Genomic DNA, 21,794 nt, shown 5'->3' with positions numbered 1-21,794 from the left:
CATGAGGCACGGGAAGACCCGGCCGGAACGCACCTCGCGTTCCGGACTGCTCGGCAGACTCGGCATCCGGGGCAAGCTCAACCTGCTCCTGATGCTGCCGCTGACCGCCGTGGTCCTGGTGTCGGTGCCTTACGTCGCCGGTGAAGTCGACGACGCCCGGTCCGCCCGCACCACCGCCGACGTCGCGTCGCAGGCCCGTGCCCTCGGCACGCTGGCCTGGGAACTGCAGCGGGAAAGGCTGCTGACGGCGCACTACATCGCGTCTTCGTCGGCGGGCAGTTCGGCGATGCTGAAGCAGCAGGGTGTCGTCGCGGACACGGTGAACCGGGTACGCGCACAACTGCCCGCGGACGCGCCGGAAGAGCTCGCCGCGGCGCTGGTGCGGATCGGGTCGCTGAGCGAGATCCGGGAGAACGCGCTCCGGCGCGGCGCCTCGCTGGACAGCGTGGCGCGGACGTACCACGCGGTGATCGACTCGGTCATCAACTCGCTTCGCCTCGTCCCGCAGCAGACCAGTGACGCGGAAGGCACCCGGCAGCTGACCGCGCTCGACGCGCTGCTGCGCGCGAACGAGGAGAACTCGTTGCGCGGTATGGCGTTGATCATCGTGCTGGTCACCCCCGAGTCCGGTCAGCCGGTGCTGGACGACGCGAAACAGCAGTCTTCGCTGTTCCTCGAACGATTCGTGCAGCAGGCCGACGTCACCCAGGCCACGCAGGTCGTCGCGGTCGAACAGGGCGAGACGGGCCGCCGGGTCGACGCGCTGGAAGGCAGGATCTCGGAAGCCCGCGGCCGCCAGGCCGTGCAGAACCTGCTGCCGGACATCCTCGGCGCCGTCGACGCCCAGTCGAATCAGCGGCGGCTCGCCCAGGACGCGGTCACCACCGGCATCACCGACACCGCGACCGCACGTGCGGACGCCGCGCAGAACCTGGCGTGGACGATCGGTGTCGGCGCCGGTGTGCTGTTCCTGCTGGTCGGTGGTCTCGCGATCGCGGTCAGCCGGTCGATCGCGGATCCGCTGCGGAAGCTGACCACGGCGGCGACGTCGGTCGCGGACCTCGCGAGTACCGAACTGGTCCGGGTCACCGACACCGAGCAGGCCGAAGAACTCGCGCCGCGGCTCGCCACCATCGACGTGTCCTCACAGGACGAACTCGGCAAGCTGGCCGAGGCGTTCAACCGGGTGCAGGCCACCGCGGCCGAACTGGTGGAACGGCAGGCCGTCACGCGGCGCAACGTCGGCCTCATGTTCGCCAACGTCGCGAAGCGGACGCAGAACCTGGTGGGCAGGCAGCTGGCGCTGGTCGACGAACTGGAGCGCAACGAGCAGGACGTCGCGCTGCTGGCGAGCCTCTACCGGCTCGACCACCTCTCCACCCGTCTGCGCCGGAACGCGGACAACCTCCTCGTCGTTTCGGGAAACCGCGACGAGGCAAGGATTTCCGGGCCGATCGAGCTTTCGACGGCGCTGCGCTCGGCGCTCGCGGAGATCGAGGACTACCAGCGGGTCCGGCTCGGTTCGATGGGCGACGTCCTGCTGTCGTCGCCGTTCGGTTCGGATCTGGTGCTGATCTTCGCCGAGCTGCTGGAGAACGCGACGTCGTTCTCTCCGCCGGAGTCCTTTGTGGACGTCGGCACGAAGATCCTGCCCGACGGCTCCTGCCTGATCGTGATCAGGGACCAGGGCATCGGCATGACCGGCGAACGGCTCGCCGAGGAGAACCGGCGGCTGGTCGAACGCGAACGGCTCGAACTGGCGCCGACCAGTGTGCTCGGGCTGTTCGTGGTCGGGCGGCTCGCGCGGCGGTACGGGCTCAAGGTCGAGCTGACCGAGACCGAGCCGGGAGCGGGTATCACCGCGCGGATCGCCGTCCCGCCGAATCTGCTGACCTACCGGGCGCCCGCGCCGAAGTCCGTCCCGGCGCCGCCGGCGTGGCCGACGGTGGAACCGGGCGACGAGCCCGATCCGCCTCAGCCGCAGCTCCAGTCCCGGCCCCAGCCGCGGGAAAAAGCGCCCGCGGGCGAGCCGCCGATGCTGGCCATCGCCGGGATGATGCCGCGCGACGGCAGGCCTCCCAAGGACTTCCGATGGTTCCGCAAGACCGACCGGGCGATTCCGGAGCCGATGCCGATGCCGATGCCGGAACCCACACCGCTTCCCGCGCCCGTTCCCGTCTCCCAGCCCGAGCCGGTGACCGCGTTCGAAGCTCCCAAGCCGACCCTGACCGCCGATTCCGGGGAGACCCGCGGCGGGCTGCGGCGGCGGGTCAAGGGCGCGCAGCTTCCAGGCGCCCCCGACGCACCGTCGCGGCAGAAGTCCAGGCATGATCCAGAAGCGGCCAAAGCGGCCTTCGACGGGTTCGAGGCCGGACTCGCGAAGGCCACTACCGGACCTGGAGAAGATCCGGTACCGCCGCAAGCACCACCGCCCCCGGTGAGCCCGCCGGCGGGCAACCCGATTCCGATGCCCATGCCGACCCCGACGCCGGTGCCCGCCGCCTCCCGCGGCGGTCTCACCCGGCGGGTCCCCGGTGCCCAGCTGGCGCCGGGGCTGTCGAAAGGACCGGCCGCGCGACACCAGACCGCGCGGGCGGCACTGAACACCACCAAGCCCAAGGGCATGCGTGACCCCGAGGCCGAGCGTGCCGCGTTCGATGCCTTCAGTGACGGGTTGGAGAAAGCCGTCAACCCGGAGATGGAACAGAGAGAGAAGAGCAAGAGATGACGACCGGAGTCAGCGTCGAAGCCCGGAATTTCAACTGGTTGGTGACGCGCTTCGCACAGAACACGGCGAGCGCGATGGGCGCGATCGCCGTCTCGGCCGACGGTCTGCTGATCGCGATGTCGTCCGAGCTGGAACGAGCCAACGCCGACCGGCTGGCCGCGATCTGCTCGGCGATGCTCGGCCTGGCGCACGGTGTCTCCGAGAGCCACCCGCTCGGGTCACCCGACAAGATCATCATCGAGCTGGAACAGGGCTACCTGCTGGTCTGCACGATCAGCATCGGCTGTTCGCTCGGTGTGCTCGCCACCAAGCAGGCCAGCCTCGGCACGATCGCCTACGAGATGGCGATGTTCGCCAACCGCGCCACCGAAGTACTCACCCCTGCGCTGATCGAGGAACTGAAGAAGAGCGTCGGCAGCTGAACTGACGAGGGGACAAGGGAATGAGCGATGATCAGGTACCTCAGCCGAGAGGCGCCGAACAGGGCATCTCACCGCTGCGCCCGTATCTGCTCACCGCCGGCCGCGCACAGCCGGTGGACGGCACGCTCGAAATCGAGGCACAGGTGCTCACGAGCAGACTCGGCGCGGCGTCGCAGGCGAGGCTGACCTTCGAACGACGGGAGATCGTTTCCCTTTGCCGGGAAACGAAATCCGTCGCCGAAGTAGCGGCGATGCTCGGTCTGCACATCGGCGTGGCCAGGGTGCTCGTGGCGGATCTCGCCGCACTCGGCTACGTCGTGCTGCGCCGCCCGGCCGGAGCCTTCACCCAGGACCTCGGCATGATCGAAAGGGTCATTCGTGGACTCGAAGCAATTCGCTGAACCGGTGTCGGCCAAGCCGCCGACACCGGTCAAGATCGTCATCGCCGGCGGGTTCGGGGTCGGCAAGACGACCACCGTCGGCGCGATCTCGGAGATCAAACCGCTGACCACCGAGGCCGCCATGACCTCGACCGGCGCGGCCGTCGACGGGACGGGCGTGGAGGTGCCGTCGAAGACCACCACCACGGTGGCGCTGGACTTCGGCTGCATCACCATCGACGAAGAGGTGAAGCTGTACCTCTTCGGCACGCCGGGACAGGACCGGTTCGGGTTCATGTGGCACGACCTGGTCCTCGGCGCACTGGGCGCGCTCGTCATCGTCGACACCCGGCGGCTCGACGACTGCTACCCGGCCGTCGACTACTTCGAGAAGGCCGGGCTGCCGTTCGTGGTCGGGGTGAACGTCTTCGACGGTTCCCTCAAGCACGATCTGGAGGACGTGCGCTGGGCACTCGCGGTGAGCGAGGACGTCCCGCTGATCACGTTCGACGCGCGGCAGCGGCTTTCGGTCCGGGACGCGCTGCTGGCGGTGCTGCACAACACCTTCCGGCGGGCTTCCGCCGCTTCCTGACGCGACCTTATTGAGGGGTAAGGCAAACCTGGCGTGTTTGTGGACGGTGTCGGTGACTCTGCGCGACACCGGGCCTGCGGCGCCGACTGTGTGGATTTTGGTGCGTTGGATGACCGGAAATCCACACAGTCCCGTCGTGATCGGACCGGTCACGACGGCCGGACAGGGAGGGTGTGTGACACCACACGCCCTCGCCGGACACGTCGACCCCGATACCTTTTGCCCTACCCCTCAATAAGTGTCATGAAAGGGTCGTTCCTGACGTTTTTCGTCAGGAACGACCCTTTCATGACATCCGGCGGAGGTCAGGCGGGCCGGGTGATCGCGGCCAGCATCAGCGCGCGGAGTTCGGCGGCGACGTCGGCCACCGGCAACGGCGGGGTGTGCGCCTGCCACTCGCGCAGGAGTCCGGTCGCCGCGCCGACGAGCGCGATCGCCGTCAGGTGGTAGTCGCGCTCCGGCGCCACGCCGTGCGCGGCGGCGTGCCGGGCCTCGGCTTCGATGAACGCGGCCCACCGGTCGACCCATTCCTGGTGCTGCGTCTCCAAAGCGGCGCTGACACCGACCGCCTCGACGTAATTCAGCCGTGGCATCCGCGGATCCGACGTCACCGTGCCGACGAAGACGTCCAGCAGCGTCCCGATCCGGGTGACCGCGTCGGCGTCCTCCAGCCGTTCGAGGACGCCGGTGACGTGCTCCAGCGCGAGGGCGTTGATGCGCTCGTGCAGGGTCAGCAGCACCTTCTCCTTGCTCTCGAACTCTTCGTAGAAGTTCCGTGTCGAGACGCCGGCGCGGGTGCACAACTCGGTGATCTTCGCCTGCCGGTAGCCCGTCGAGGTGAACAGCTCCAGGGCCGCCAGAAGCAGGCGTTCACGCCGTTCGGCGCGCCGCTGCTCGGGTGCGACCCCGCCGTACGTGCGGGCCACTCGACCTCCCCCGATCCGGTACTAGGGATTGCCAGATGCTACCAACACCGCCTACATTGCGAAAATCTCAATTACCAAACTGGAGGCAACGGTGCTTCGGACAGTTCTGGTCTCAGCCCTCGCAGCCACCCTGATCGGCGCACCCGCAGCGCAAGCCGCGCCGAGCGCGCCCGGGGACCTGGTCGACTACAAGCCGGTCGTCGCCACCGCCCCGGCGAAGGCCTGGAAACTCAACTACCGCTCCACCTCGGCCACCGGAAAGCCGAACACGGTGTCGGGCATCCTGCTGGTCCCGCCCACGCCGTGGACGAAGGGACCGCGACCGCTGGTCAGCTACGCCGTCGGCACCCACGGCCTCGGCGACCGCTGCGCGCCGTCGACCCGGCTGACGAACGGGTCCGAGAACGAAGTCCTCCTGATGAGCCAGGCGCTTTCGCGCGGCTGGGCGGTCGTCGTCACCGACTACGAAGGCCTCGGCACTCCGGGCACGCACACCTACGCCGTCGGCCAGTCCGAAGGCCGGGCCGTCCTCGACGCCGCCCGCGCCGCCTCCCGTGTTCCCGAAGCCGGGCTGTCGAAGACCGGGCCGGTCGGCGTTTTCGGCTACTCACAAGGAGGTCAGGCCGCGGCGTTCGCCGGCGAACTGCAGCCCTCCTACGCGCCCGACGTCAACCTGGTCGGTGTCGCGGAAGGCGGAGTCCCGGCGGATCTGAACGCTGTCCTGAAGTTCAACGACGGCGGACCGGCGTTCGGCCTGGTGCTCGGCGCCGCTGTCGGCTACGCGACCGCGTACCCGGAACTGCCGTTCAACGACGTGCTCAACGCGAGGGGTGAGAAGACCGTCGCGAAGGTCAAGGAAGCGTGCGTCGTCGAGCTCGGCGCGGCAGCGCCTTTCGCGCGGCTCAACGACTTCACGACCGTGCCGAACGTTTCGTCCGACCCGCGCTGGCAGGCCCGCCTCGGCGAGAACCTGGCGGGCAAGACCAAACCGGGCGCGCCGGTCTACCTGTACCACGCGTCACTGGACGAGCTGATCCCGCTGTCGGTCGGCAAGGGCCTGCGCGACCGCTACCGCGCCCTCGGCGCTGACGTCACCTGGCAGGAGTTCCCGCTGCTGGAGCACATAGGCGGCGTCTCGGCGGGCGGCCCGGTCGCGATGACCTGGCTGGGCACCAAGTTCTGAGCCTGAAGTACATGAAGGCCCCCTTCCTTGCGCCTAGGTACCGGAAGGGGGCCTTCATGTACTTTCGAGCGGCTTGAGCGCGGTCACGGCGTCGGGCGCCAGTGAAGTCGTGAGCGTTCCGCCGGCGGCCAGCGGAGTTCGGGACCACCACTCGCCGGAAGCTTCAGGAACCGAAGGGCCGCCGACGACCAGATCGGTCGCCAGCACCCGCCGTCCCGCCAGATGAGCGAGACTTGAGTCCAAAGTGGAGTCGCCGATCTCCAGCGTCTGCCGCAGCACCGGGACTTCGCCCCGCGTCACGTGCTGCGTGGTCACCAAAGACCCAGGCCGCTCGCCCGCCCGTCCGAGGACGAGCACCTCGCGCGCATGCAGGTAAGCGTCCTCCGCCAAGGAAGCTCGCAACAGGGCGGAATGCCGAGCCCGAGCGGTCACGATGGTCGGCTCCGGCAGGTACTCCAGCGAGCCACCCTCCTCCACGACAACGTCCACTTCGGACACGCTGCTCTCGCCGTGCAGGCCGGGGAGCGCGATGGTCGCCGCGACCCCGGAAAGCCGCAGCGAAGCACCGGCGCCGACGCGGATGGTCAGCTTCAGCTCGTCGCCGCCGAGGGGCGAGGTCGCCGAGTTGACCAGGTGCACGACCGCCGTCACACCGGTGCCCCGTTTGGGAAGGAGTGTGAGCGGCGCCATCGAGCGCAGCTCACGCAGTACGGTCCGGCCGCCCTCGAAGCGGGCGGTCAGCCGCGCGTGCGCCTTCACCCCGCGTTGACCGGAAGCAGCGAGCGGACCCAGTCCGCGACCGCGGGCGCGTTCGGAGTGTCCACAAGGGACTGCGTGATCACCGGCAGCTCGCCCCGCATCCGGTGCGCGTCCGAGGTCATCACGTCCATGTCCGCGCCGACCAGGTGCGCGATGTCGATCTTGTTGATCACCAGCAGATCCGCCGTCGTCACCCCCGGCCCGCCCTTGCGCGGCACCTTGTCGCCACCGGCGACGTCGACCACGAAGACCTGGCTGTCGGCGAGCCCCCGGCTGAACACCGCGGTGAGGTTGTCGCCGCCGCTTTCGATGATCACCAGGTCCAGCCCCGGGAAACGCTCCTCCAGCCGCTCGACGGCGTCGAGGTTCGCGGTGATGTCGTCGCGGATCGCGGTGTGCGGGCACGCGCCTGTCTGCACGGCCTCGATCCGCTCCGGGTCGAGCACCCCGGCCTTGCGCAGGAAGTCCGCGTCCTCGGTGGTGTAGATGTCGTTGGTGACGACGGCGAGGTTCACCTCGTCGCCGAGCGCCCGGCACAGCGCCGCGGTGAGCGCGGTCTTCCCGCTGCCCACCGGGCCGCCGATGCCGATCCGGTACGCGCGGCCCGCGGTCGGCGCCGGGTCGTAGTGATCGGGTTCGGCGGCCGTCGGGTCGAAGTTGACCGGGTGGACGTGCCCGTGGCCATGTCCTTTGCTGTCACTGCCGTGCTCAACTGGCAAAGAGACGCACCTCTTCCTTGTGGTGCCGGGCGTGTGCCTCGGCGAACAGATCGAGCGCCGGAGAACCCGGCGCCGGGAGTTCCGCCGGGTCGTCCCCCGCGACCTCGGCCGCGCGCAGGGAAACCTCCCGGACCTCGTGCGAAAGCCGTGCCACGACGGCGTTGACGGCGAACGGGTCGAGCCCGAGCAGCCGCACCGCCGCGCTAGCCGGACCGCTGATCGCCAAGTACGCGACAGCCATCGCCGCGTCGAAGGGCACCCCGATCAGCGCACCGACGATCACCGGATGGTGCGGCCGCGGAGTTTCCTTCAGCAGTTGGGAAAGCACAGGCGACGGCCACGCCGCCTTGCCCGCCCTTGCCGTCCCGCGCCCTTGCGCGCGGGACGCCTCCCGCTGCGCGAGCGACGGTGTCCTGGCGTCGAGTTCGAGGTCGAGCCGCCGCCAGTGTCCACTTCGGACTCCCCGCGCGGCCGCGTGTGCCGACGCCGCGGCGAACACGGCGGCCAGCGAACCCGCCGTGCGCAGGCGTCCGGAGAGGAACCCCGGCAGGTCGCGTTCGTGCGCGATCAGCTTGCGGGTGACGGCCTCTTCGAGCCCGCCGGAATGGACGTGCCCACCCCCGGGAAACCGGGAGTCGGCGAGGATGAGCGCTGCGAGATCCATCAGAACAAGAAGTACCTTTGCGCCATGGGCAGTTCCGTCACCGGCTGCGGTTCGATCAGCTCGCCGTCGACGTGTACGGCGAAACTGTCCGGCTCCACGCGGATGTCCGGCGTGGCGTCGTTGAGCACCATGTCGGCCTTGCCGCGGGAGCGGGTGTTCGAGATCGGCACGAGCTTCCGCGCGATGCCGAACCGTTCCGCCACCCCGTTCTCCAGGGCTTCCGGTGCCACGAAATGGAAGCTGCTCGCGGCGGCGACCGCCGGGGTGGCGCCGAACATCGGCCGCGCCAGCACCGGTTGCGGCGTCGGGATGGACGCGTTCGCGTCGCCCATCGCCGCCCAGGCCGGGAATCCGCCCTTGAGCACGACATGCGGCCGGACCCCGAAGAACTTCGGTTCCCACAGCACGAGATCCGCGAGTTTCCCGATCTCCACCGAGCCGATCTCACGCTCCATCCCGTGCGCGATCGCGGGGTTGATGGTGTATTTGGCGACATAGCGACGAGCCCGCAGATTGTCGGCCGCGCCGTCGCCGGGCAACGCGCCGCGCCGCCGCTTCATCACGTGCGCGGTCTGCCAGGTCCGGATGATGACCTCGCCGATCCGGCCCATCGCCTGCGAATCCGAGCTCATCATGGAGATCGCGCCAAGGTCGTGCAGGACGTCCTCGGCGGCGATGGTCGTCGGCCGGATCCGGCTTTCGGCGAAGGCCAGGTCTTCGGGCACGGACGGATTCAGATGGTGGCAGACGACGAGCATGTCGAGATGCTCGTCGAGGGTGTTCGCGGTGTGCGGCCGCGTCGGGTTGGTCGACGACGGCAGGATGTTGGGCAGCCCGGCGACCTGGATGATGTCCGGCGCGTGCCCGCCGCCCGCGCCTTCGGTGTGGTACGCGTTGATCGAGCGGCCTCGGATAGCGTCCACAGTGGACTCCAGGAAGCCCGCCTCGTTCAGCGTGTCGGTGTGGATCGCCACCTGGACACCGGATTCGTCGGCCACGGTGAGGCAGGCGTCGATAGCGGCCGGGGTGCTGCCCCAGTCCTCGTGCAGTTTGAACCCGCCCGCGCCGGCCGCGAGCTGCTCGCGCAGCGCCTCGTGGCGGACGGTGTTCCCCTTGCCCAGCAACAGCACGTTGACCGGCTGGCCGTCCATCGCCTGCAGCATCCGGCCGAGATTCCACGCGCCGGGCGTGACGGTGGTGGCCTTGCTGCCCTCGACCGGGCCGGTGCCACCACCCACGAGGGTGGTGAGCCCGGACGCCAGGGCGGTGTCGGTCAGCTGCGGGCAGATGAAGTGGACGTGACAGTCGATCCCGCCCGCGGTCAGGATCTTTCCGTTGCCGGACAGTACTTCCGTCGACGGGCCGACGACCAGCGCCGGATCGACCCCGTCCATCGTGTCCGGGTTGCCCGCCTTGCCGATGCCGACGATCCGGCCGTCGCGGACGCCGACGTCGGCCTTGACGATCCCCCAATGGTCCAGGATCACCGCTCCGGTGATGATCAGGTCCGGCGCGCCTTCGGCCCGGGTCGCCATCCCCTGGCCCATGGATTCGCGGATCACCTTGCCGCCGCCGAACAGCACCTCGTCACCGCTGCCGGACGGCCCCATGCTGCGGTCCTCGGTGACCTCGATGAGCAGATCGGTGTCCGCGAGACGGATTTTGTCGCCGGTCGTCGGGCCGAACAGTTCGGCGTAGCGTTCGCGATCGATCGACGGCATCAGGACTCCTTGCGCAATCCGGGGACAGCGCGGTTCCCGGCCAGCGGGACGAGGTCGACTTCGCGTTCGACTCCCGGTTCGAAACGCACCGAAGTTCCCGCGGGCACGTCGAGCCGATGCCCTCGCGCGGCCTCGCGGTCGAATTCGAGCCCGGGATTGACGGCCGCGAAATGGTAGTGCGAGCCGACCTGGACAGGACGGTCGCCGAGGTTCCGCACGAGCAGCCGGACGCGCGGCCTGCCGGGGTTCAGTTCGACCGGTCCGTCGCCGGTGATGATCTCTCCTGGTCGCACTCGCGGCCCTTTCTAGACGATCGGGTCGTGCACGGTGACAAGCTTCGTGCCGTCCGGGAAAGTGGCTTCGACCTGCACGGAATCGACCATCTCCGGGATGCCGTCCAGCACCTGCGCCCGCGAGAGGACCGTGCGCCCGCTCGCGACGAGTTCGCTCACCGTGCGGCCGTCGCGCGCGCCTTCGAGGACGTGGTCGGTGATCAGCGCGACCGACTCGGGGTAGTTCAGCAGGACCCCGCGGTCCAGGCGTTTGCGAGCTACGTCCGCCGCGACGTGGATGAGCAGTTTGTCCCGCTCCTGGGGGCTCAAGTGCATGAGAAAGGTCTATCACCGGAAACCGTGCGGCGCCGGTTCCCGAAACACAGGATTTACCTCGGCGACCGGTACACGCAAAGTGAACGTCGCCGTAACTCTTCGCGTCCGAAGGCCGTTTTTACTGAATCGTTCTCGTAATCGTGACCGAAAGCACCACATCTTTCGATTGCCCCTGGCCCCGACGTGGAGCAAAGTTTGTCCATCCGTGCGATGAGGCGCGCCTTCGCCGCGTATGTCCCGTCCACGCATGAACACAAAGCCGGGGAATGCGCATCGAAAGGTTTCACCACAGTGAGTGCCTCCACGATCAGCACCAATCAGCCGTCCGACCAGGTCGACGACGGTTTTCGACCGGGACTGGAAGGCGTCGTCGCCTTCCGGACCGAAATCGCCGAGCCCGACCGTGACGGTGGCGCGCTGCGCTATCGCGGTGTCGACATCGAGGACCTCGCCGGCAAGGTGACCTTCGGTGACGTCTGGGGTCTTCTCGTCGACAGCCGGTTCGGCCACGGGCTACCGCCCGCCGAACCGTTCCCGCTGCCGGTGCACACCGGCGATGTCCGGGTCGACGTCCAGGCCGCGCTGGCCATGCTGGCCCCCATCTGGGGTTACCGGCCGCTGCTCGACATCAGCGACGAAGAGGCCCGCGACCAGCTGGCCCGCGCCTCGGTGATGGCGCTTTCCTACGTCGCGCAGTCCGCGCGCGGCATCGGGCAGCCCGCCGTCCCCCAGACCCGGGTCGACGAGGCGCGGTCGATCACCGAGCGGTTCATGGTCCGCTGGCGCGGCGAGCCCGACCCGGCCCACGTCAAGGCCATCGACGCCTACTGGGTCTCGGCCGCCGAGCACGGTCTCAACGCTTCGACCTTCACCGCCCGTGTCATCGCCTCGACCGGCGCCGACGTCGCCGCGGCGATGTCCGGTGCGATCGGCGCCATGTCCGGCCCGCTGCACGGCGGCGCGCCGGCGCGTGTGCTGCCGATGATCGAAGAGGTCGAGAAGACCGGCGACGCGGTGAGCCTGGTCAAGGGCATCCTGGACCGCAAGGAACGGATGATGGGCTTCGGGCACCGCGTGTACCGCGCGGAGGACCCGCGGGCGCGCGTGCTGCGCCGCACCTGCCAGGAGCTCGGCGCGGCCCGCTACGAGGCGGCCGCCGAGCTGGAGCAGGTGGCGCTGAAGGAGCTGCGCGAGCGGCGTCCGGACCACCCGATCGAGACCAACGTCGAGTTCTGGGCGGCCGTGATCCTGGACTTCGCCCAGGTGCCGCCGCACATGATGCCCGCGATGTTCAGCTCGGCGCGCACCGCCGGCTGGGCCGCGCACATCCTGGAGCAGAAGAAGACCGGGCGTCTCGTGCGTCCCTCGGCCAAGTACGTCGGGCCGGAGCCGCGTAAGCCGGAAGACGTCGAAGGCTGGGACCTGGTCGCCAAGCAGGCCTAGTCGAACGCGTGTCATGAAAGGGTCGTTCAGGACATTTTTGTCTTGAACGACCCTTTCATGACATCTGCGGGACCGAAGAATCGTGCCGCGCGGTCGCCGAGAGCATGGCCGTCAGCTGGTCGACCAGCCAGCTGTCGAGCACCTCGCGCGGCACCGAGCGTTCCTGCAGCCAGCTCAGCAGGGCGCCCTCGACCACGGCGGTCCAGCAGCGCAAGGTCAGCAGCAGCATCGGCGAGGGTTCCGGCACGACCAGCGCGCCGAGGATGAGCTCGACGGCACGGTTGCGGACCTCGTCGATCGCCGCGTCCGTCTCCGAGGTCGCGATCACCGAACCGCTGCGCAACAGCGCGACGTACCCCGCGCGATAGTGGTCGGCGACGTCGATCAGCCCGCGGACGGCGGCCCGCAGCCGCGTTTCGGGCGGGCCTTCCTCGAGTCCGGCCAGGCCGTCGATGAGCCCTTCGGTGACCGTCTTCAACGCCTCGACCTGCAGTTCCCGCAGGCTCGAGAAGTACCGGTAGAACAGCGGCCGCGAGACCTCGGCGCGGGCGATGATGTCGTCGACCGTGACGAGTTCGGGCGCGCGCGAGCCGAACAGGTCCAGCGCGGCGCGGATCAGGTCCTCGCGGCGCGCCTGGGGCGACATCCGGCGAGGCCGTCTGGCGGAGGTCACGGGGTGAGGTCCAGTTTCGCCGCGGCCCGCAGCAGTCCGGGGGTGAGCCGGGAGAGGACGAGCGCGGCCTTGGCCTCCGGTGTGGACGGCTGGATCGCCTTGTCCTTCTCGACCGCGCGCAGGATGTCGCGGGCGACCCCCTCCGGGCCGAAGCCGCGTTTCGCGTACAGCTTGCTGCTCGACTTCTGGCGCCGCTTCTGCTCGACGTCGTCGACGCCGACGAACCGGGTGGTGCTGGTGATGTTGGTGTTCACGATGCCGGGGCAGATCGCGGTCACGCCGATGTTCTCGGCGGCGAGTTCCGCGCGCAGGCACACACTCAGGGTCAGCACGGCGGATTTCGTGGTGGCGTAGGCGGACAGGATCTTCGACGGCAGGTAGGCGGCGGCCGAGGCGACGTTGACGATCTGGCCGCCTTCGGCCCGCTCGCGCATCTGCTCGGCGAAGACGCGGCAGCCGTGGATGACGCCCCACAGGTTCACGTCGATGAGCCGTTCCCAGTCCTTGACCGTCGTGTCGAGGAACGGGCCGGACAGGCCGATCCCCGCGTTGTTGATGACGATGTCCGGGACGCCGAACTCTTCCTTGACCTGCTGGGCGAACTTCTCGACAGCTTCGGCGTCGGAGGAGTCCACTGTGTACTCGCCGACGGTGACACCCTTGTCCCGCAGGAGTTTCGCGGTGTCCGCGGCGGCCGAGCCGTTGATGTCGGTGATGACGAGGTCGGCGCCCCTGTCCGCGAACGCGAGCGCCGTCGCGCGGCCGATCCCGCTGCCGGCACCGGTGATCAAGACGAGCTTGTGCGCGAAACCGCCCTCGCGGGCTTGCTTCAGCGCACGGCTCTCGTCACCGCCTTCGACGTGGTCGATCAGCTCGGCGGTGGCGCGGGCGATCACCTGGGGCTTCTCGCGGACCACCCAGTGCGTGCCGACGATCCGGCGGACGCGGAGATCCGGCGCCCAGCGCTCGACCTCGGTCTGCAGCGGTGTCGTGACGAACTTGTCGCCGGTGGGCGCGAGCACCTGCACCGGGATCTCGGCGCTGCGCGGCTTCGGCCGGGACAGGCGGGTGAACACGTTGGCGCGGTACAGGTTGAGCCCGAACAGACCGTCCGAAGTGGACGGCGCCGCAGCGGCCGGGTCCATCCGGCCGATCAGCGCGCCCATCGCCCCGGTGCGCCACAGCAGCTGCGGGATCAGGGGAAGCTGGAAGCCGAGGATGTAGGTCGAGTGCGCCCACTGGACGAGCGCGTTCTTGAGCCGTTTCGGGCTCGGGCGCACCTGCGCGCGGAACCAGGCTCCCGCGTGGTCGAGGCTCGGCCCGGAGATCGACGTGAACGACGCGAGCCGTCCGCGCAGCCTGTCCCCGGTGACCGAATGCCAGGTCTGGATGGAGCCCCAGTCGTGCGCGAGGAGGTGGACCTTGCCCTCGGGCTGGACCTCGTCGACGACCGCGGCGAGGTCATCGGACAGCTGGTCCAGCTTGTAGGACGCACGTCCCGAAGGCTTGTCCGAGCGGCCCGCGCCACGGACGTCGTAGACGACGACCCGGTAGCGGCTTTCCAGCAGGGCGGCGACGCCGTCCCACATGGAGCCGTTGTCCGGGTAGCCGTGGACGAGCACCACCGTGGGCGCGTCGTCGACACCGGTCACCCGGACCGAGAGGCGGACACCGTCGCTGGCCGTCACCCACGTATGAGACATAGTGTCATGTTAGACAACCTGTCAATAAGGCCGCTTTTTCAGCAGTGCGCGGCCGACCGTCCATCCGGTGTCGATCACGAGGACGAAGGTCCAGATCCGGCCGAGGTTCACCAGCCAGTGACCACTCGAGTTCCAGTACCAGTCGGCGTCGTGCGGTCCGCCGAACAGAGCTTCGACGGGCCAGCTGTACCCGGCCATCGCCAGAGCCCCCTGCGCGAGGACGTACACCGCGACATGGATCGCCCAGTTCCGGAGCGGGTTCGCGCGCTTGTTCGCCTCCGTCGTCACCGATTCGGCCTCTTGTGGACTCTCCTCGATCATGCAGGAAGCCCGGTTTTCCTTCTGTGACGGCGTTTTCGCTTGTTCCACGGGAAACTCCGCAACTCCGACACGCCGTACGGCGCCACGAACCACGAACGATCCGAAGATCAAGAGCGCCGCCGCGCCGAAGCAGGCGACGCGCCAACCGGCGTCCGAACCGTAGAGCTGCCCCGCCAGGAACGCCCCGATCGTCGCTCCGAGTAACGCCGCACTCTCGTAGATCCCCATCGCCCGGCCGAGGCTCAGCCCGGCCGCCTCCGCGACCACCGCCTGCTCCACCGGGATGGCCGCCGCGAACGCCGCCGCGGACAGGACCCACATGACCGCGAGCACCACCGGACTCGGCGCGAAGGACAGGCCGGCGGCGAAGGCCGCGCTCGCCACCATCGCCAGCGAAAGCACTCGCGTCCGGCCGACCCTGCGGACGAAGCCATGGAGGTAGTCCGGCAGCAGGCTGTACACGATGAACCCGGGGATGAAGACGGCGGCGATCTCACCCAGTTGCAGCTGATACCCGCGCTGGAGATGCATCAGGAGCAACAAGGCGACCCCGGCCTCGGCCATCGCGGTCAACGCGACGAGCGCGAGCATCGGGCGCATCCGTTTGCCCAGCTGAAGAAGCCGTGGCGCGCCCTCCTCGCGTACCGGCACGGACCTCGCGCTCAGCAAGACCACCGCGGCCACCGCGCAGGCCGCCGCGCCGAGCCAGAACACGCCCCGGTAGTCGATCCAGGCGATCGCGGTCAGCGCGACCACGAACGCGATCCACGTGCCGCCACCCTCGGCCGCGAACAGCTTGCTGAACGCGCCGTCGTCGCTCGCGAGCCCCTCCCCCACCCGGGCCCGCAACGCGACCCAGAAGAGCGCGCCGCCCGCGCCGCCGAGAACCGCGGCCAGATACGCGAGCCCGATTCCCGGCGTCACCGCGTAGACCACAAAGGACAGTCCATAGAGGACCGCACCGGCGGCCGCGATCCGGCCCCGGTCGAACCGGTCCGCGAGCGAGCCCGCGATCGGCCGGACCACGAACGACACCAACGTCTCCAGCGCGGTCAGCGCCCCGACCTCGGCGGCCGACGCGCCGAGCTGGCTCCCCACCCACAGCGGCAGGAGGAAATCGAGGACCTCCGCCGGTCCCTTGGTCAGCGCGGCGGCGAGCCGGTTCTCCTCCGCACGTCGGCTTTGCACGACTTCGTCCACCCCAGTACCCCCTTTTCGGATACGAATGTATTCTAAAGACGCCAGGTGGACAAGGAGCCGGCTGGCGACAGGTGGCGCTGAGTGAGGGTCGTGAGTGTTTTGTGTCGTTCTAACGGCACTTACCACTCACGAGGCCTAGGTACGTGAAGGACTCCTTCATTGCGTCTAGCGCTGTGAAGGGGTCCTTCACGTACTTGGGAAGGCGCCCTTCACGCGCGACTGGTGTGACTGCTGGTGCGTGTGGGGTTCATGCGGCGAAAGTCCCCTTCAGCCCCGCCCATCAAGCCGACCCGACCAGCGGAGAGGAGGATGCGGCCGTGCCGAAGATCGTGGACCGCGCCGAACGCCGCCGGGAGATCGCCGGCGCCCTCTTGCGCATCGTCGCGCGCGAAGGCGTCGAGGCCGTGAGCGTGCGTTCGGTCGCCGCGGAGGCGGGCGTCTCCGGTGGCGCGGTGCAGAAGTACTTCTCCACCAAGGAGGACCTGTTCCGCTTCGCCCTCGACATGACGAGCGAGTTCCTGGAGCAGCGCTGGAACACCCTCGATCAGTCCGGGAACCTCCTGGACCTGCTGCTGCGACTGCTCGTCGAGGCGATGCCGCTCGACGAACAGCGTCGCGCGGAGGTGATCGTCATCAACGCCTTCACCGCCCGCGCCGCCGTCCGGCCGTCGTGGGCCGAGTTCATCCGCACCGGCTACGACGAGCTGGCGGAGATCACGACGCAGTACATCTCGAAAGCGCAGTCGGCGGGCCACGTCCGCGACGACCTCGCGGCCTCCGACCTGGCCGACGCCGTCCTCGCCCTGAGCGACGGCTTCGCGAACCGGATGCTCACTTCGACAGACCCGGCCGCCCTCCTGCCCTCCCTCGAAACCGCCATCCGCACTTTGCTCAACCTCACCTGAAGCAGCGTTAGTTACATTTAGATGTAACTAACGCTGCTCAGTGTGTTCACCAGCGCCCAGTGGGGCATGGTCACGTCCCGGCAAGCCAAGGGGCCGGAGTTGACGGCGTCACGCTGTATCGCTTGGAGGAAGCCGGCCACCTCGACCGTGTTCGCCACGGCGTCTACGCGGCGACGATCGCCGTCGTGACCGAGGCACGGGAGGAGCAAGCGGCCTGGCTGGTGCTGAACGCCGCCGAGCCCGCGGGGAAGCGACCCCCTCTCGATCCGGCCGGAGGGGTGCTCTCCCACGAGTCGGCCGCCCGGCTGCACGGGCTCGGCGAACTCGTCAACGATCGGATCGTCTTGACCACTCCACGCCGTCGCACCAGCCGGGATCCCGACGTACGCTTCAGGATCGCCGGACTGCTCGAAGACGACGTGACGACGATCGACGGACTTCCCGTCACCACCGTGCTGCGCACTGTCCTCGACCTGATGGCCCCTATGCCTTGCGTTATGGCGTCCGCAGCACCTTCTCCAATGAGGACGTCCCGGCACACGACCATGGCGGGATGCCCTCTCAACGCCCGAGAACGCCGCGCGGTTATCTCGACTCCCAGAAGAGCAGAGCGAAGAACGGTGCCGAAAGGACCGGCGTCTCGACCGGCGAACTGCTGCAGCCGCATTTTCATCGACGGTTGATCGCCCGGGTCTTCCACGGCGACGACGCCTCGGACTGGGTTCTGAAAGGCGGCCAAGCCTTGCTGGTCCGTTGGCCTTCCGCGCGCTGCGCCTCGACGATGTTCGAGAACGCGCCTCTCGACCACCGGGTCCACGTGGACGTCGTCACGTCCGGGCATCCGCCGCGCGGGCTCATCACCACCGAGCCGCTGAAACCCCCGTTCGCGAGTGATTGCGCCCCTTGGCCGGAAGCGGGGATGTTCCCGATCGAAGACCATGTCGCGGAAAAGATCTGTGCGATGTACGAGCGCCACCAGGTCGGCGGTCATCCGTCCACTCGCTACAAGGATCTCGTCGACCTCGCCCTGTTCGCGTTGAAGTCACCTTTACCGGGAAAAGAGACGCACGGGACCCTGTACGACGAGATCGCTCGCCGCCGGAAACGCGGGATGGTGGTGCATCCGCCCGCCAGGTTCGAGGCCACCGATCCCCGGTCATGGAAGGGCGGCTAACGCAAGGTCGCCCAAGACGTCCGCGCCCTGCCTTCCGAATTCCGGACGCTCGAGGGCGTGCACGCCCTCGCGGATGCCTTCGTCACTCCGCTTCTGCAGGCGACGCCTCCGAAAGGGCGGTGGAGCCCCGGCGAACGCACCTGGGGGTGACACCGGTGTCCATCGATCGGTTGACAGCCGGGTTCAGTCCTGCGGACGTCCCGCGCACCCCCTCCCACCCAGCACGATCGACGTATGAACACAGCGGTGAAAGTGCGCGGCCTGCGTAAGGAGTACCCGGGCCACACGGCCGTCGAGGGCATCGACCTCGACATCGAGCAGGGCGAGGTGTTCGCGCTGCTCGGCCCCAACGGCGCGGGCAAGACGACGACGGTCGAGATCCTGGAGGGCCACCGCAAGCGGACGTCGGGCGAGGTCGACGTCCTCGGCGAGGACCCCGGGACCGCCGGCCGGGCCTGGCGGGCGCGGCTGGGGATCGTGCTGCAGACGGCCAACGACGCCGCCGAGCTCACAGTCGCCGAGACAGTCCGGCACTACGCCCGTTACTACCCGAATCCCCGTGACCCCGAACAAGTGATCGAGAAGGTCGGCCTGGCCGAGAAGGCCCGTGCCCGCGTCAAAAGCCTTTCCGGCGGGCAACGGCGCCGAGTGGACGTCGCGCTCGGGATCATCGGGCGGCCCGAGCTGGTCTTCCTCGACGAGCCCACGACCGGGTTCGACCCGGCGGCCCGGCGCCAGTTCTGGGACCTGATCAGGAGTCTCGCGCAGGAAGGCACCACGATCCTGCTCACCACGCACTACCTCGACGAGGCCGAGGCGCTGGCCGATCGCGTCGCGGTCATCACGCGTGGCGCGATCGTCGCCGAGGGGACCCCGCAGACGCTGGGCGGCCGGGCGACGGCGGAGGCCACCGTCCGCTGGGCCGACGCCCGCGGCAGCCACCAGGAACGCACCCACTTCCCGGCGAAGCTCATCCGCGCGCTCTCCGCCGACGGCCACGAGCCGTCAGAGCTGACCGTCCACCGGCCCACTCTCGAAGAGACTTACCTCGACCTGATCGGAGAAGCCCGATGACGACGCTGACCCACCCGGGCAGCCTCCCCGGCACCCTGTCGCTCGGCCTCATCCGGGGCTCCGCCGAACTCAAGCAGTTCTTCCGCATCAGGGAACAGGTGATCTTCACCTTCGCCTTCCCGTCCCTGCTCATGGTCCTGCTCGGCTCGATGCTGAACTCCTCGATGCCCGGCATGGCGATCACCACCGGCCAGGTGCTCGCGGCGGGCATGATCGGGTCCGGCATCGTGTCGACGTCGTTCACCAGCATCGGCATCGGCCTCGCGTCGGACCGTGAGGCCGGGGCGCTCAAACGCCTGCGCGGCACGCCGATGCCCGCCGCGTCCTACTTCATCGGCAAGATCATCCTGGTCGGTTTCACCAGCATCGCCCAGGTGGCGCTGATGTCGATCGTCGGCAGCCTGCTGTTCGACCTGGAGCTGCCGACCGACCCGGCGAAGCTGCTGACAGCGCTGTGGGTCTTCCTGCTCGGCATCACCAGTTGCACGCTCCTGGGCATCACGCTCAGTTCGATGACGAAGACGGTCAGCGGCGCGGTCGCGGTGACCAACCTGATCTACATCGCGCTGCAGTTCATCTCCGGGGTGTTCGTCACGCCGATCAGCAACCTGCCGAAGGTTATGGTCACCATCGCTTCGTTCTTCCCGGTGAAGTGGATCTGCCAGGGCTTCCGCTCGGTGTTCCTGCCGGCCGAAGCCGCGACACAGGAGATGGCGGGGACATGGGAACTTCCGATGGTGGCACTGGTGCTGGGGGCGTGGTGCGTGGCGGGTCTGCTGCTGGCGAAGCTGACGTTCCGCTGGTCGAACGAAGGCAAGTGAACGCCTGGGAGCGGTTCTTCTGGCTCGGGGAGGTCCTCTTCGGGATCACCTTCGTCGCGACGACGGCGCTGATCCTCACCGGGGACGACACCGCCGCCGACAAGACGGTCGCGATCCTGTGCCTGGCCGGTGTCGGCGTCGCTTACCTGGTCCGGGGGCGCGGCCTCATCAAAGGCCCGGACTACGAGGACACCCCCTGGTTGTTCACCGGGATCCTGATGATCCTGCTGACGGCCGCCACGTTCGCCACCACCACCTCGAGTTTCATCCTGTTCTTCGCCTGCCCGGTGCTCTACATGACGCTGAGCACGAAGATGGCGTCGATCCTCACCACGATCGCGATCCTGCTGGGCCCGTTGTCGTCGATCGTCCGGGGCGGACTCGATCAGCCCACGCTGCGCATCCTGGTGCCGATGACGGCGATCCTGATCATCTTCAGTCTCCTGGCCGGCCGCTACACCACGCAGATCATCGAACAGAGCAAGGGCCGGGCCGCGCTGATCGAACAGCTCGAGGCCAGTCAGGCGGAGGTCGCCCGGCTCTCCCGTGAGGCGGGCACGGCCGCCGAACGCGAGCGGATGGCCCGCGAGATCCACGACACGCTCGCGCAGGGCTTCACCAGCATCGTCACGCTCACCCAGGCCATCGAGTCCGAAATGGACGCCGACCCGAAGGCCGCCCGGCGGCACCTGGAACTGGCAGCGCGGACGGCACGGGAGAACCTGACAGAGGCGCGGGCGATGGTCGCGGCGCAGGGGCCGTCGGCACTCGCCTCCGGCTCACTGGAGGACGCCTTGCGGCGGCAGGTCGAACGGCTGACCGAGGAGGCCGGGATCGAGACGTCGATCGAGATCGACGGCCCGCTGCCCGCGCTGCCGATGGCCGCCGAGGTCGTCCTGCTGCGCGGGGCACAGGAGGCGCTGAGCAACATCCGCAAACACTCCCGCGCCACCAGGGTCTCGCTCCGGCTGTCCGTTGTGGACGGACGCGTCCGGCTCGGCGTGACCGACGACGGCGCCGGATTCGACCCCGCCGCGCCCACCGGGGGCTTCGGCTTGGCGGGGATGCGAACGCGGGCGGATCAGGTCGGTGGCATCGTGACACTGAAGAGCGAACCCGGCACGGGGACGACGCTGGAACTGGAGGTGCCCGCGTGATGATCACGATCATGCTGGTCGACGATCACCCCGTGGTGCGGGAAGGCCTGCGCGGCATGCTGGAGGCCGAGCCGGATCTGAGCGTCATCGGGGAAGCGGGGTCCGGCGACGAAGCCGTGGCGCTGAGCCGGGTCAAGCAGCCGGACGTGATCCTGATGGATCTGCGGATGCCCGGTCTCGACGGCGTCGGCGCGACCCGGAAGATCCTCGCGGACCGTCCGGGCCAGCGGGTCGTCGTCCTCACCACCTACGAGACGGACGCGGACATCCTGCGCGCTGTCGAGGCGGGAGCCAGCGGCTACCTGCTGAAGGACGCTTCGCGCACGGAGCTGGCCGGCGCGATCAGGGCGGCGTCACGCGGCGAGACGGTCTTGGCGCCTTCGGTCGCCGGAAAACTGGTGAACCGGGTGCGCAATCCGACGGCGTCGCCGTTGTCGGCGCGCGAGATCGAGGTACTCCGGCTGGTGGCGCGGGGAAGCACGAACGCCGACATCGGGCGGACGCTCCACATCAGCGAAGCGACGGTCAAGACCCACCTGCTCCGGACGTTCGGCAAACTGGACGTTTCGGACCGCACGGCCGCTGTGACCACCGCTATGCGACTGGGCCTGCTCGGGTAGG

At 68.8% G+C, this 21,794-nt stretch carries 23 protein-coding genes; 13 read left to right on the top strand and 10 right to left on the bottom strand.

The genetic code is table 11. From position 1 onward, the window contains the following. Window position 1 precedes the first annotated feature (1 nt). From ACZ6YV_RS34555 to ACZ6YV_RS34540, 4 genes are read left to right on the top strand one after another with little or no spacing between them, the layout of a single operon-like run. The gene (locus tag ACZ6YV_RS34555; RefSeq protein ID WP_465513601.1) at window positions 2–2,728 is read left to right on the top strand and encodes a sensor histidine kinase; all 2,727 of its coding nucleotides are present in this window, start codon (window positions 2–4) and stop codon (window positions 2,726–2,728) included. Next, window positions 2,725–3,150: a roadblock/LC7 domain-containing protein gene (locus ACZ6YV_RS34550; protein WP_005156032.1), complete on the top strand. Its 426-nt coding sequence runs from the start codon at window positions 2,725–2,727 to the stop codon at window positions 3,148–3,150. Before ACZ6YV_RS34555 ends, ACZ6YV_RS34550 begins: the two co-directional genes overlap by 4 nt. Window positions 3,151–3,170: 20 nt before the next feature. Then, entirely contained in the window at window positions 3,171–3,551 is a 381-nt protein-coding gene (locus tag ACZ6YV_RS34545; protein ID WP_005156033.1) for a DUF742 domain-containing protein, read from the top strand. Further along, complete coding sequence (locus ACZ6YV_RS34540; RefSeq protein ID WP_465513600.1) at window positions 3,529–4,122, top strand: GTP-binding protein; 594 nt, start codon at window positions 3,529–3,531, stop codon at window positions 4,120–4,122. The genes ACZ6YV_RS34545 and ACZ6YV_RS34540 overlap by 23 nt, the downstream gene beginning before the upstream one ends. Before the next feature lie 305 nt (window positions 4,123–4,427). Here ACZ6YV_RS34540 and ACZ6YV_RS34535 read toward each other — a convergent pair whose 3' ends face one another. Beyond that, window positions 4,428–5,048 (bottom strand): TetR/AcrR family transcriptional regulator, encoded by a 621-nt coding sequence (locus ACZ6YV_RS34535; RefSeq protein WP_465513599.1) that lies wholly within the window; start codon window positions 5,046–5,048, stop codon window positions 4,428–4,430. A 91-nt stretch (window positions 5,049–5,139) separates the two neighbouring features. Here ACZ6YV_RS34535 and ACZ6YV_RS34530 point away from each other — a divergent pair, with 91 nt between their 5' ends. After that, window positions 5,140–6,231, top strand: coding sequence for a lipase family protein (locus ACZ6YV_RS34530; protein WP_465513598.1), 1,092 nt, complete (start codon window positions 5,140–5,142; stop codon window positions 6,229–6,231). A 54-nt stretch (window positions 6,232–6,285) separates the two neighbouring features. On the opposite strand, the gene ACZ6YV_RS34525 is transcribed toward ACZ6YV_RS34530, so the two are convergent. Genes ACZ6YV_RS34525 through ACZ6YV_RS34500 form a run of 6 tightly spaced genes read right to left on the bottom strand, consistent with a single transcriptional unit; the run spans window position 6,286 to window position 10,702 of the window. Beyond that, a complete protein-coding gene (locus ACZ6YV_RS34525; RefSeq protein ID WP_465513597.1) occupies window positions 6,286–6,990 on the bottom strand; it encodes an urease accessory protein UreD in 705 nt (234 codons plus the stop codon). Beyond that, a complete protein-coding gene (ureG, locus tag ACZ6YV_RS34520; RefSeq protein ID WP_465513596.1) occupies window positions 6,987–7,709 on the bottom strand; it encodes an urease accessory protein UreG in 723 nt (240 codons plus the stop codon). The genes ACZ6YV_RS34525 and ureG overlap by 4 nt, the downstream gene beginning before the upstream one ends. Further along, complete coding sequence (locus ACZ6YV_RS34515) at window positions 7,699–8,373, bottom strand: urease accessory protein UreF (RefSeq protein ID WP_465513595.1); 675 nt, start codon at window positions 8,371–8,373, stop codon at window positions 7,699–7,701. The genes ureG and ACZ6YV_RS34515 overlap by 11 nt, the downstream gene beginning before the upstream one ends. Beyond that, entirely contained in the window at window positions 8,373–10,094 is a 1,722-nt protein-coding gene (locus ACZ6YV_RS34510) for an urease subunit alpha (RefSeq protein WP_465513594.1), read from the bottom strand. The genes ACZ6YV_RS34515 and ACZ6YV_RS34510 overlap by 1 nt, the downstream gene beginning before the upstream one ends. Continuing rightward, complete coding sequence (locus tag ACZ6YV_RS34505) at window positions 10,094–10,387, bottom strand: urease subunit beta (RefSeq protein WP_364210366.1); 294 nt, start codon at window positions 10,385–10,387, stop codon at window positions 10,094–10,096. The genes ACZ6YV_RS34510 and ACZ6YV_RS34505 overlap by 1 nt, the downstream gene beginning before the upstream one ends. Window positions 10,388–10,399: 12 nt before the next feature. Then, a complete protein-coding gene (locus tag ACZ6YV_RS34500; protein ID WP_378241026.1) occupies window positions 10,400–10,702 on the bottom strand; it encodes an urease subunit gamma in 303 nt (100 codons plus the stop codon). Between the two features lie 291 nt (window positions 10,703–10,993). Here ACZ6YV_RS34500 and ACZ6YV_RS34495 point away from each other — a divergent pair, with 291 nt between their 5' ends. Further along, the gene (locus ACZ6YV_RS34495; protein WP_465513593.1) at window positions 10,994–12,145 is read left to right on the top strand and encodes a citrate synthase 2; all 1,152 of its coding nucleotides are present in this window, start codon (window positions 10,994–10,996) and stop codon (window positions 12,143–12,145) included. A 55-nt stretch (window positions 12,146–12,200) separates the two neighbouring features. Here ACZ6YV_RS34495 and ACZ6YV_RS34490 read toward each other — a convergent pair whose 3' ends face one another. Genes ACZ6YV_RS34490 through ACZ6YV_RS34480 form a run of 3 tightly spaced genes read right to left on the bottom strand, consistent with a single transcriptional unit; the run spans window position 12,201 to window position 16,030 of the window. Continuing rightward, window positions 12,201–12,791 carry a TetR/AcrR family transcriptional regulator gene (locus tag ACZ6YV_RS34490; protein WP_465513592.1) on the bottom strand — a complete coding sequence of 197 codons (591 nt, stop codon included), beginning with the start codon at window positions 12,789–12,791 and terminating at the stop codon, window positions 12,201–12,203. Window positions 12,792–12,814: 23 nt separating this feature from the next. Continuing rightward, window positions 12,815–14,506, bottom strand: a complete 1,692-nt coding sequence (locus tag ACZ6YV_RS34485) for an SDR family oxidoreductase (protein WP_465513655.1) — start codon at window positions 14,504–14,506, stop codon at window positions 12,815–12,817. 36 nt (window positions 14,507–14,542) lie between these two features. Then, window positions 14,543–16,030 (bottom strand): MFS transporter, encoded by a 1,488-nt coding sequence (locus tag ACZ6YV_RS34480; protein WP_465513591.1) that lies wholly within the window; start codon window positions 16,028–16,030, stop codon window positions 14,543–14,545. 329 nt (window positions 16,031–16,359) lie between these two features. Here ACZ6YV_RS34480 and ACZ6YV_RS34475 point away from each other — a divergent pair, with 329 nt between their 5' ends. The 7 genes from ACZ6YV_RS34475 to ACZ6YV_RS34445 all read left to right on the top strand — a co-directional run bounded on the left by ACZ6YV_RS34475 (window position 16,360) and on the right by ACZ6YV_RS34445 (window position 21,793). Further along, window positions 16,360–16,947, top strand: coding sequence for a TetR/AcrR family transcriptional regulator (locus ACZ6YV_RS34475; RefSeq protein WP_465513590.1), 588 nt, complete (start codon window positions 16,360–16,362; stop codon window positions 16,945–16,947). 122 nt (window positions 16,948–17,069) lie between these two features. Next, window positions 17,070–17,630, top strand: a complete 561-nt coding sequence (locus tag ACZ6YV_RS34470; RefSeq protein ID WP_465513589.1) for a type IV toxin-antitoxin system AbiEi family antitoxin domain-containing protein — start codon at window positions 17,070–17,072, stop codon at window positions 17,628–17,630. Then, window positions 17,627–18,121, top strand: coding sequence for a nucleotidyl transferase AbiEii/AbiGii toxin family protein (locus ACZ6YV_RS34465; protein WP_465513588.1), 495 nt, complete (start codon window positions 17,627–17,629; stop codon window positions 18,119–18,121). Before ACZ6YV_RS34470 ends, ACZ6YV_RS34465 begins: the two co-directional genes overlap by 4 nt. A 234-nt stretch (window positions 18,122–18,355) precedes the next feature. After that, window positions 18,356–19,195, top strand: a complete 840-nt coding sequence (locus tag ACZ6YV_RS34460; RefSeq protein ID WP_465513587.1) for an ABC transporter ATP-binding protein — start codon at window positions 18,356–18,358, stop codon at window positions 19,193–19,195. Continuing rightward, window positions 19,192–20,016: an ABC transporter permease gene (locus ACZ6YV_RS34455; RefSeq protein ID WP_465513586.1), complete on the top strand. Its 825-nt coding sequence runs from the start codon at window positions 19,192–19,194 to the stop codon at window positions 20,014–20,016. The genes ACZ6YV_RS34460 and ACZ6YV_RS34455 overlap by 4 nt, the downstream gene beginning before the upstream one ends. Further along, window positions 20,013–21,173: a sensor histidine kinase gene (locus ACZ6YV_RS34450; protein ID WP_465513585.1), complete on the top strand. Its 1,161-nt coding sequence runs from the start codon at window positions 20,013–20,015 to the stop codon at window positions 21,171–21,173. The genes ACZ6YV_RS34455 and ACZ6YV_RS34450 overlap by 4 nt, the downstream gene beginning before the upstream one ends. Further along, window positions 21,173–21,793 (top strand): response regulator, encoded by a 621-nt coding sequence (locus ACZ6YV_RS34445; RefSeq protein ID WP_191259714.1) that lies wholly within the window; start codon window positions 21,173–21,175, stop codon window positions 21,791–21,793. The genes ACZ6YV_RS34450 and ACZ6YV_RS34445 overlap by 1 nt, the downstream gene beginning before the upstream one ends. The last annotated feature ends 1 nt before the right edge of the window (window position 21,794 follow it).

This window comes from Amycolatopsis sp. NPDC102522, assembly GCF_055584485.1.
The sequence above is the reverse complement of the archived record's forward strand: the minus strand, read 5'-3'. Positions and strand labels throughout refer to the sequence as shown.